Genomic DNA, 10,127 nt, shown 5'->3' on the forward strand with positions numbered 1-10,127 from the left:
TCTCGGAGATCAAAATTTCCTTGCCGTCCTGCGCGCCGTTTGCGAGCTCGGCGAGACCAGCCTTGGCGGCGCGCACGCTCTTGCTCGTATCGCGAGGCTTTGCGGCGTAGTTTTGCGGATCGGTGGATCTTAGCAGATCGTCCTTGGGCGGCTGTTTTTCGCCCTCGCTGTTATCGCCTTTTTTTTGCGGTTTTGCCGCTTTCGGCGCGGAATTTTCTTCGGAATTTTCGCCGCCGTTTGAAATTTCATTTTGCTCGGAGTTTGTGGTCTTGCTTGCGTCCGAGTCGGAATTCTGCGCATCGCTTGTCGTAGCGCTGGAATTTTCAAGCGGTTTTGTCGCACTGCCTGCTTTGCCATTCGCTGTGCTATCTACGCTGCTAGGAGCGGAATTTTCCGCGCTATTTTGCGCAGAATTTTCCTGCTTCTGCGGTGCGCCCTGCTCGATCTTGATGGCTGCGTTCTCGCCGAAAAGCGATTTTAGCACGCTATTGATCGCTCGCGAGCCCTTGCGTAGGTACTCTCTGTCCTGTCCCTGCGCGCGCGAGAGCAGATGCAGCGTGCCGCGCTCGAACTTTAAAAATTCTATGCATTTGCTAAATTTCTCGCCCAGATCGTAATCGCGGTCGTAAATTTTGGCTAAAAAATTCTCGTAAATTTCATTTTGAACGCCCGCTTTGATGGAAGAGTTAGAATTTTGCGCCTGTGCCGCTGCGCCAGGTTTGATCTCGCTGCTTGCGTCGGGGCTCTGTTTTGCCGCACCGAAGTTTTGCGCCGAGTTTGCGGGACGTTTTGCGCTCGCAGTAAAGCTCGGCACGCCGCTTGTCGCGCTACCATGGTCGCTTGATGTAAAAGCCGCGCCGCCCGGCTCGTTATTTGGTGCAAATGCCGCGCTTTGATTGGAATTCGATCTAAAATTCAGCGCAGAGCTTTGCGCGTTTAAATTAGGCGCCGAAGCGGAAGCATAGCCCTCGCCTTGATCCAGCGATCTGCCGACCTCTATGAGCTCGTCGATTTCGCGCAGATTTACCGCCTCCATCATCATAAAAATCATCATAGAGATCGCGTAGGTGTTGTCCGGGCTGATGGCGAGCATGCTTTTAGCGCCCGCTAAAATGCGGAAAAACCGCTCATACATCAGTAGGCTAAATTTCGCGTCGCGTCGCAGGAATTTGTCCTTTAAATTTGCGATCATCTCGTCGATTATCGTCTCGGCGTTGTAGTTTTCGACCTCTTTGATGATCTCGATCGCGCCCGCGCGGTCCTGGCGCAGCACGACGTCTAAAATTTCGCCGATCTTAGCGGGATCGAGCAGGCCCAGCATATCGGCGATCGCCCGTTCCGTAATACCCTCGCGGCTAAAGATAATCGCCTGATCGAGGAGCGTAAGCGTGTCTCGTAGCGAGCCCGAGCCGCTGCGCGCTAGAATTTCAAGCGCGCCCTCTTCGTAAGCGATGTTTTCGGTTTTTAAAATTTGCTCTAGGTGCGCTACGACGGCGCTTTTAGCGATCGGCTTAAAGCGAAAGTGTTGCGTGCGCGATAGCACGGTGACTGGAAGCTTGAGCGGATCGGTGGTCGCAAGGATAAATTTTACGTAGCTAGGCGGCTCCTCAAGCGTCTTTAAAAGCGCGTTGGAGGCCTCTTTGGTGAGCATATGTACCTCGTCGATGATGAAAATTTTAAAGCGCGCGCTTGCGGGATGATACTTCGTCTGCTCGATGAGCTCGCGGATATCGTCGATCTTGCGGTGGCTGGCGGCGTCCATCTCGATGATGTCGATGTGACGCCCCTCGTTTGCCATTACGCAGTTATCGCAGATCTCGCACGGCTTGCCGGTAGGGCCTTTATCACATAAAAGCGCTTTGGCAAAAATCCTAGCCGTCGAGGTTTTGCCGCTGCCGCGAAGTCCGCTGAAAAGATATGCGTGGCTCAGCCTGCCCGAATCCAGCGCGTGTGCGAGGCTTTTGGCGACGGCGTCTTGACCGATGAGCTGATCGAAGCTTTTGGGTCTGTATTTTAAAGCGAGTGCTTGCAAAATTTCTCCTTTGATCTTGCAATGATACAAAAAAATCTATAAATTTTAAATTTAGTGCTACAATGCGCCCGAATTTCAGAAAAAGGATAAAAATGAAAAAATTTTTAATCGGCGTCTTTGCGCTATTTTTTGTCGCCTGCTCGCAAACCAGCAGCGTCATCAGCCTAAATCCGTATCTCTCTAAGGCCGATCAGACCGTAAGCGGCAAGTCGGTAAATATCAACGCGATCAACGATCAGCGCGAAAATCAGATGGTAATCGCCGTCATCAACGATAACGACGGCAAGCTAGTAGATGAAGTGCTTTTAAAAAACAATCTCTCGGCGTGGTTTGATCAGGCTTTGCGCACGGAGCTTGAGGCTCGCGGCGTAAAGATCGATCCGGCAAGCCCGAATATCGTAACCGTAAATATTAGAAGCATCTCGGCAGCGATCAACGGCTACTCGAAGGAAAATATGAGCGCAAGAGGCGAGATCGCGATTTCTATCGTGCAGGGCAACAAAACTACGACCAAGCGCGTTTCGCAGGATCAGAGCCAATTTACCGCGCTTCGCACGGCTAGATCGCTTAATCCTTTCGTGCAAAGCTTGCTTGGCGACATCGTCAAAAAATCCGCCGATCAAATCATCTTGACGCTTTAGATGCGCTGCGTAAATTGCGGCGCGTTTAGCCTGCGCACGATCTGCGCCGCCTGCGCCGCAAATTTAGCCGAATGCCGCCTAGGTATGCGGCAGGTGGAGAGCTTTAGCGTATTTTACTACTACGGCTACTCCGAAATTCGAGAGCTTATACTTTCTAAACATCACGAATACGGCGCTGCGGTGCTTGCGCGCATAGCTTCTTTAAGCCTAGCGAAATTCCCGCTTCATCTGCAGCGCGAAATTTCTGCAAATCCGCAAAATTACGAGGCGTTTAAAACGGACGGAATTTTTAAATTTAACGCCGTGCCGCTGGATGATGACGCTCGTAGCGGCTATTCGCACACGGCGATCTTAGCTCGCGCGCTAAAAAGCGAGCTAATCGAGCCAAAATTTCACTGCCTGCGCGCGCAAAATCGCGTCAAATACACCGGGCAGAGTTTGGAATTTCGCCTAAAACACAAGCGAAATTTTAAAATTTTAACCCCGCCGCAATTCCCCGTGATCCTAGTAGACGATATCATCACCTCAGGTCTTAGCATGCTGCAAGCGCGCGAGAGTTTGATCGATGGCGGCTTTATGCCCGTGTGCGGCTTGGTTTTAGCTAATGCAAAAGAATAATTCGCTATAATCGCGCTTTAAAATTTAAAAGGATATTTATGCAATCAAATATGTTTGAAAATCAGGAGATCATCGATATAGACGTCGAGGAATCGATCAAGACGAGCTATCTTGATTACTCGATGAGCGTTATCATCGGTCGTGCGCTGCCGGACGCCAGAGACGGCCTAAAGCCGGTACATAGGCGAATTTTATATGCGATGAACGATCTTGGCGTGGGCTCTCGCCAGCCATACAAAAAATCCGCTCGTATCGTAGGCGACGTCATCGGTAAATACCATCCGCACGGAGATACCGCCGTTTATGACGCGCTCGTGCGAATGGCACAGAGCTTTTCGATGAGAATTCCTTCCGTGGACGGGCAGGGTAACTTCGGATCGATCGACGGCGACGGAGCGGCGGCGATGAGGTACACCGAAGCGCGTATGACGCCGCTAGCCGAGGAGCTGCTAAAAGACCTGGATAAAGAGACGGTCGATTTCGTGCCGAACTACGACGAGAGTTTAAACGAGCCCGACGTCCTGCCTGCGCGCGTGCCTAATTTGCTGCTTAACGGCTCGAGCGGAATCGCCGTGGGAATGGCGACGAATATCCCGCCGCACAGCCTAGATGAGCTCGTGGGCGGTCTTTTGATACTGCTTGAGAATAAAAACGCAAGCCTAGAGGAGATCATGGGCGAGATCAAGGGTCCAGATTTTCCGACCGGCGGCATAATCTACGGCAAAAAAGGGATTATCGAGGCGTATAAAACGGGCAGAGGGCGAGTTAAAATTCGCGCTAAAACCCATATCGAAAAAAAATCTAACAAAGACGTCATCGTAATCGACGAGCTGCCGTATCAGACCAATAAAGCGCGCCTGATCGAGCAGATCGCAGATCTCGTAAAAGAAAAGCAGATCGAGGGCATCTCCGAGGTGCGCGACGAGAGCGATCGCGACGGAATTCGCGTAGTAATCGAGCTTAAGCGCGACGCGATGAGCGAGATCGTGCTGAATAATCTATTTAAGCAAACCACGATGGAGGCGACCTTCGGCGTGATAATGCTCGCAATCGACGGCAAGGAGCCGAAGATTTTCACGCTGATAGAGCTTTTGAAGCTGTTTTTGAACCACAGAAAAACCGTCATCATCCGCCGCACGATTTTTGAGCTTCAAAAAGCACGCGCTAGAGCGCACATCTTGGAGGGCTTAAAGATCGCGCTAGATAATATCGACGAAGTGATCGACGTAATTAGAAACTCTGCCGACACCAACGTCGCGCGCGAAAATTTAATGAGTAGATTCGGCCTCAGCGAGGCGCAATCGGGCGCGATTTTGGATATGAGGCTAAGCCGCTTAACGGGACTTGAGCGCGAAAAGATCGAGGAGGAGCTAAAAGAAATTTTAGCCGAGATAAAGCGGCTTGATGCGATCTTAAAGAGCGAGGAGCTGATTGAGGGCATCATCAAAGATGAGCTTTTGGAGATCAAGGATAAATTCAAATGCCCGCGCATTACCGAAATCGTTGATGACTACGAGGATATCGACATCGAAGATCTTATCGCGAATGAAAATATGGTCGTTACGATCACTCACCGCGGCTATATTAAGCGCGTGCCTAGCAAGACTTACGAGAAGCAAAAGCGCGGCGGCAAGGGGCGCGTGGCGGTCACGACGTACGATGACGACTTCATCGAGAGCTTTTTTACGTCCAACACTCACGACACGCTTATGTTTATCACCGACCGCGGGCAGCTTTACTGGCTTAAGGTCTATAAAATTCCGGAGGGCTCGCGCACCGCAAAGGGCAAGGCGGTAGTAAATTTAATCCAGCTCGGCGCGGACGAAAAGATCATGGCGATCATCCCTACGACCGATTTTGATCCGAGCAAGTCGCTCGTATTTTTCACTCGCAACGGCATCGTAAAACGCACGAATTTAAGCGAGTTTAAAAACATCCGCTCGCTTGGCATCCGCGCTATCAGCCTGGATGAGGACGATACGCTAGTAACCGCTCTCATCGCTCCAAACAGCGCCGAGGAGATGCAAAACTACAAAGGAGGCGCTCTAAGCGGCGACGATCTGGACGGCGGCGAGGCTGAAGAAATTCTAGAGCAGACCGAGCAGGATATTTTGGAGGGAAGCGAGGATGAAATTTCGCAGGGCGAGGGCGCGCAAGACGGCGAGCCGCAAAGCGCCAACGAAAATATGCTCTTCATCGCTACGAAAAAGGGAATGTGCCTTAAATTTAATCTAAATAAAATTCGCCAGATGGGGCGCATCGCTCGCGGCGTAAAGGGTATTAAATTTAAAGAAAAAGGCGACGAGGTCATCGGCGCCGCGTTTATTTTAAGCGACATGCAAGAAATTTTAAGCGTGAGCCAAAAGGGTATCGGTAAGCGCACGACCGCGAGCGAGTATCGCCTCACAAACCGCGGCGGCAAGGGCGTCATCTGCATGAAGCTCACCAACCGCACGGGCGAGCTCATCGGCGTCGTGATGGTCGATGAGGAGATGGATCTCATGGCGCTAACCACCAGCGGCAAGATGATCCGCGTCGATATGCAAAGCATCCGTAAAGCGGGTCGCAACACCAGCGGCGTCATCGTCGTAAATGTCGAGGGCGACGACGTCGTGAGCATCGCGACCTGCCCGAAAGCCGAGGAGGGCGACGAGGGAGAAGCGGACGAGCTTGCGCAGGATGAAAATTTATTAAATTCAAATTTAGATAGCAAAGATTCGCAGAGCGACGGCCCTAGCGATGAAATTTTAAAAGGAGGAGAGGATGAGTAGTTACAATATCGCCATCGTAGGCGCTACCGGCGCCGTAGGCGAGGAGATTTTGCGCGTCTTAGACGAGATGAACTTCCCCGTAAAGGACATACTGCCGCTTGCAAGCGCAAAGAGCGCGGGCGAGAAGGTGGAATTCCGCGGCAAAGAATACGTCGTGAGGGAGCTAACGGACAGCACCTTCGACGAAAACGAGATCGACATCGCGTTTTTTAGCGCGGGCGGCTCCATTTCGGCGCATTACGTGCCATTTGCTGCGGCAAGCGGCGCGGTGGTGATCGATAACACGAGCCACTTTCGCATGCAAGAAAACGTCCCGCTCGTAGTGCCCGAGTGCAATCCGCAGGATATAAAGCTGTGGGAAGAGACAGGTATCATCGCTAATCCGAACTGCTCAACTATCCAGATGGTTCAAATTCTTAAGCCGCTTGATGACGCGTTTGATATCGAGCGCGTAGATGTAAGCACCTACCAGGCGACAAGCGGCGCAGGCAAAGAGGGTATGAGCGAGCTTGTAGAGCAGCTGCAGCAGTTTTTCGCTTTTAAGCTTGATGAGTGCGAGCCGAAGGTTTTCCCGCATCAGATCGCGATGAATGTCATCCCGCACATCGACGTCTTTTTGGACAACGACTACACCAAAGAAGAGATGAAGATGGTGAACGAAACGCAGAAAATTTTGCATAAAAACTTCGCCGTTTCGGCTACCTGCGTGCGCGTGCCGGTGCTACGTAGCCACAGCGAGGCGATCACGATAAAATTTAAAAAGGATTTCGAGATTAGCCGCGTGCGCGAAATTTTAAGAAACGCGCCTAGCATCGTGCTTACAGACGATCCAAGCAAAAACGAATACCCAATGCCGCTGCTTTCTAGCGATACGAACGAAACCTACGTCGGCAGGCTCCGCAGGGACAATTTCGACGATAAAATTCTGCATCTTTGGTGCAGCGCCGATCAGATCCGCGTCGGAGCGGCTACGAACGCCGTACGTATCGCGCTTCGCTGGATAGATATGCAGCAAGACAGGTAGGATAAATTTAGCAAAGTTGCCGAGCCTTTGCGCTCGGATACGGTTGTGTGCGCGATTTCGGCGCCGAAGCCGCGCGAATAAATTTGCAAATCAACTTAGTTAAAATTTAACGCCGCGAGCTGAAATTTTGCGCCTTTAACCTGGCGCAAAATTTTAAAGACTCAAACGGACGCGATCAAATAGCGTAAATTTATGCGGTTGTAAACGAGCGTAAATTTAAACGAACGCTTCGGCATGAGGCGGCTTTAAATTTATACGTCCGCTTGCGGAGCAGCTAATCCTGAATTAAAATTTAAGGAAGAAATGAAAGCTATATTTGAGAAATTTTTACTTTGCAGCAAATTTTTAGCCCTCCTGCCAGTGCTTTTTTGTATCGCGGCAGGCGCAGCGATATTTGTGATGGCAAGCTACGAAATCTGCTCGGCGCTTTATAAAATCGTAGAATTTTTTCTAGCTCCGCAGAGCAAGGGAACGCTTTACGTCGATATTTTAAGCGAGATAATAACGGCGATCGATCTGTATCTGGTCGCTATAGTGCTGCTAATCTTCGTATTTGGAATTTATGAGCTCTTTATCGACGAGTTTGTGGATCTGAATTTACAAGTTTTAAAGATCGCCTCGCTAGATGAGCTGAAGCACAAACTCGGCAGCGTCATCATAATGGTGCTCGTAGTGGATTTTTTCAAGAGAATTTTGCATACTGATTTTACTACCCCTTTGGATATGCTTTTGCTCGCAGGGGCTATCTTTGCGGTTTGTTTGGCTTTGTATATTTTGAGTAAATTTAAAGGATAAAAATGGTTTTCATCGACGCATGCTTCGGCAAAGAGACCCCATACACGCCCATTTGGATGATGCGCCAGGCGGGGCGCTACCTGCCGCAATACATGGCGGTGCGCGAGAGGGCGGGCGATTTTTTGAGCCTGTGCCGCGACTACCGCGCCGCGAGCGAGGTAACGATCCAACCCGTAGAGATTTTGGGCGTCGATGCGGCGATCTTATTTAGCGATATTTTGGTCGTGCCGATGCAGATGGGGATGGATCTGCGCTTCGAAGCGGGCGAGGGGCCGCGCTTTAGCGATCCGATCCGCTCTCAGAGCGATCTGGCGCGCCTTGATCCACAAAAGGCCGCGGCGGAGCTCGGATACGTTTATGATACGATCTCGCTTACACGCTCTCGCCTTGCCGCGGACAAAGCGCTCATCGGCTTTTGCGGCGCGCCGTGGACGATCGCTACCTATATGATCGAGGGCGGCGGCAGTAAAAATTACGCCGTTTGCAAAAGGATGCTCTACGAAAATCCGCAGCTTCTGCATGAAATTTTGCGCCTCGTTACGGAGGCGACGAAGCTTTATCTGGAGCGCCAGATCGGCTCGGGCGTCGATGCGGTGCAGATCTTCGACAGCTGGGCGGGCGCGCTGGAGCCGAGCGCGTATGAGGAGTTCGGCTGGCGATACATCTTAGAGATCACGGAATTTTTAAAGGCGAAATTCCCGCATATCCCACTCATCGTCTTTGCCAAGGGCACGGGCGCGCAGATGTCGCGGCTGAGCCGTATCGCGGAGCAGCGAGGCGAGGCGAGCTTTGACGTATGGGGCGTGGATTGGAGCACTCCGATTGAGCTTGCGCGCGAGCAGCTCGGGGGCAAATTTACGCTTCAGGGCAACCTTGAGCCGATGCGGCTATACGATCGCGGCGCGATAGAATCGGGCGTGCGCGAGATTTTAGCGGCGATGAAGGGTGCGGCGCATATCTTTAATCTAGGGCATGGAATTTTGCCCGACGTAAGCGTGCAAAACGCCAAATATCTAGTGGATCTGGTGCACGAGCTAAGCGCGCGCTAAAGCCTTATTTTGCGAAAGTCTGCTTGCCGCACGCCACTGTGAAATTTTATAGAGCCGTAATTTAAAATTTCGCTCGCTCGGGTCGCTTGCTTTGCTTTCGCGCGATCCTGCCGCTACAATAAAATTTCAATTTTACGCCGCTTTCATGCCGCCAAAACAGCGCGCAGAACGTAAAACTCTAAATTTTAAAATTCTGCGCCGTTTTAGCGCGGTTGTATCTCAAATTTTAAAATTTAGCCGCAGTTTGAAATTTTATGCCGAGCGAGGATCTGAAATTCTATGCGCTGTGTCCACGGCGCCGTAAAATACCGAGAGTTCGCGAGTTTAAATTTAGCTCGCGTCTTAAATTTATAGCTCGCACGCGCCAAATTTAAGGATAAATTCAAAACTCTAAGTTTAAAATTTCATCGTAGCGGGGCGGCGGCGGAAGTGAAATTCGCATAAAACCGGCGCAGAATTTCAGCGCGCGGAAGCGAAATTTAAAGCAAATTTTAAAGCAAAATTCTGCGAGCAAACCCCGCAAATCAAATCATGGAGCAAAAATGAGATATATTTTCGGGCCCGTAACCTCGCGTAGGTTCGGGCGCAGCCTCGGCATCGACCTGAGCCCGCAGCGCAAGCAGTGCAACTTCAACTGCGTCTATTGCGAGCTGGGCGCGGGCAAGCCGGTAAGCGCAATGAGCGAGCCCTGTGAGATCGGCCCGGTCATCGCCGAGCTGAAAACTGCGCTGGCGGTGCATCCTAACATTGACGTCATCACGATCACGGCAAACGGCGAGCCCACGCTACATCCGCGCTTTGCAGAGCTCGCAAGCGCGCTAAAGGAGTTGCGCCTGCCGCAGAAGCTGCTCGTTTTGTCAAACGGCTCGCTCGTGCGCGAAAACAGTGCGGCGCTAGCGAAGCTTGATATCTGCAAATTTTCGCTAGATAGCGCGCTTGCGAAAAGCTTTCGTAAGGTGGACGGCCCGCACGCGGGCATTAGCGCCGAGGATATCATAAGCGCGATCACGGATTTTGCGCGTGAGTTTCGCGGCGAGCTTGATATCGAAATCCTAGTCGTGCGCGGGATAAACGACACGCAAGAGGACTTTGCGGCACTGAATGCAGCTTTAGCTCGCATCAACCCGCACCGCGTAGATCTTGGCACGATCGATCGCCCGCCCGCATACCGCGTGCAGGGGGTGAGCGAGGCGCAGC

At 51.5% G+C, this 10,127-nt stretch carries 7 protein-coding genes and 1 pseudogene; 7 read left to right on the forward strand and 1 reads right to left on the reverse strand.

What is annotated here, in order from left to right; all coding sequences use genetic code 11:
- Window positions 1–310: 310 nt before the first annotated feature.
- Window positions 311–2,032, reverse strand: a pseudogene (locus Q0140_RS11150) (DNA polymerase III subunit gamma/tau); the annotation flags it as partial.
- 92 nt (window positions 2,033–2,124) lie between these two features.
- Between Q0140_RS11150 and Q0140_RS11155 the strand changes: the two are divergent.
- The 7 genes from Q0140_RS11155 to Q0140_RS11185 form a co-directional block, all read left to right on the forward strand.
- Window positions 2,125–2,673: a YajG family lipoprotein gene (locus Q0140_RS11155; protein WP_297964598.1), complete on the forward strand. Its 549-nt coding sequence runs from the start codon at window positions 2,125–2,127 to the stop codon at window positions 2,671–2,673.
- Window positions 2,674–3,291 (forward strand): ComF family protein, encoded by a 618-nt coding sequence (locus tag Q0140_RS11160; protein WP_297964600.1) that lies wholly within the window; start codon window positions 2,674–2,676, stop codon window positions 3,289–3,291.
- A 50-nt stretch (window positions 3,292–3,341) separates the two neighbouring features.
- Window positions 3,342–6,062, forward strand: a complete 2,721-nt coding sequence (gene gyrA / locus Q0140_RS11165; protein ID WP_297964610.1) for a DNA gyrase subunit A — start codon at window positions 3,342–3,344, stop codon at window positions 6,060–6,062.
- Window positions 6,055–7,086 (forward strand): aspartate-semialdehyde dehydrogenase, encoded by a 1,032-nt coding sequence (locus Q0140_RS11170; RefSeq protein WP_297964602.1) that lies wholly within the window; start codon window positions 6,055–6,057, stop codon window positions 7,084–7,086. The genes gyrA and Q0140_RS11170 overlap by 8 nt, the downstream gene beginning before the upstream one ends.
- Before the next feature lie 303 nt (window positions 7,087–7,389).
- On the forward strand, window positions 7,390–7,881 hold the full coding sequence (locus Q0140_RS11175) for a YqhA family protein (protein ID WP_297964604.1): 492 nt from the start codon (window positions 7,390–7,392) through the stop codon (window positions 7,879–7,881).
- A gap of 2 nt (window positions 7,882–7,883) precedes the next feature.
- On the forward strand, window positions 7,884–8,930 hold the full coding sequence (gene hemE / locus Q0140_RS11180) for a uroporphyrinogen decarboxylase (RefSeq protein WP_297964606.1): 1,047 nt from the start codon (window positions 7,884–7,886) through the stop codon (window positions 8,928–8,930).
- A 542-nt stretch (window positions 8,931–9,472) separates the two neighbouring features.
- Window positions 9,473–10,127, forward strand: a 655-nt coding sequence (locus Q0140_RS11185; protein ID WP_297964608.1) for a radical SAM protein, incomplete at its 3' end; no start/stop codon positions are given.

This window comes from uncultured Campylobacter sp., from assembly GCF_938045405.1.
Lineage (GTDB): Bacteria > Campylobacterota > Campylobacteria > Campylobacterales > Campylobacteraceae > Campylobacter_B.

Bases quoted from the DNA above. Each gene is read 5' to 3' on its own strand.
- gyrA (WP_297964610.1), top strand. From the start codon at position 3,342: ATGTTTGAAAATCAGGAGATCATCGATATAGACGTCGAGGAATCGATC.
- Q0140_RS11170 (WP_297964602.1), top strand. From the start codon at position 6,055: ATGAGTAGTTACAATATCGCCATCGTAGGCGCTACCGGCGCCGTAGGC.
- Q0140_RS11155 (WP_297964598.1), top strand. From the start codon at position 2,125: ATGAAAAAATTTTTAATCGGCGTCTTTGCGCTATTTTTTGTCGCCTGC.
- hemE (WP_297964606.1), top strand. From the start codon at position 7,884: ATGGTTTTCATCGACGCATGCTTCGGCAAAGAGACCCCATACACGCCC.
- Q0140_RS11160 (WP_297964600.1), top strand. From the start codon at position 2,674: ATGCGCTGCGTAAATTGCGGCGCGTTTAGCCTGCGCACGATCTGCGCC.
- Q0140_RS11175 (WP_297964604.1), top strand. From the start codon at position 7,390: ATGAAAGCTATATTTGAGAAATTTTTACTTTGCAGCAAATTTTTAGCC.